Genomic DNA, 279 nt, shown 5'->3' with positions numbered 1-279 from the left:
GGCCACCAGCAGTTTCTGACTGTCGAGAACAGCTCAGGCCTCTTTCATGCTGCCAGTAACAAGCCAGTCACATCCCCATCCTTGGCATTTTCTGGCAGCAGGGCATCTTGGCGATTCGCTAATACAAAAGCCAGCGTGGAAAGTATCCCGGCATCCAGGACCCCCAGCATGGCCAGTATGTACGCCCAGTGAACGGAGCAGGTCCCTGGGGAGAAACTACTCACACGCTCCCCGCACAGCGCCCGCATCTCAGCACACGCCCAGGAGTCTGGGAACAAC

1 protein-coding gene is annotated in these 279 nt (G+C 58.1%); it reads right to left on the bottom strand.

The window, feature by feature from the left end; translation table 11 throughout:
* Nucleotides 1–44: 44 nt before the first annotated feature.
* A partial coding sequence (locus ACOSDM_RS20285; RefSeq protein WP_420726348.1) for a hypothetical protein occupies nt 45–279 on the bottom strand: 235 nt, incomplete at its 5' end.

The organism is Hwanghaeella sp. LZ110, from assembly GCF_048892525.1.
Classification (GTDB): domain Bacteria; phylum Pseudomonadota; class Alphaproteobacteria; order UBA8366; family Aestuariispiraceae; genus Pacificispira.
Note: the sequence above shows the minus strand (reverse complement) of the source record. Positions and strands in the feature narration are given on the sequence as shown.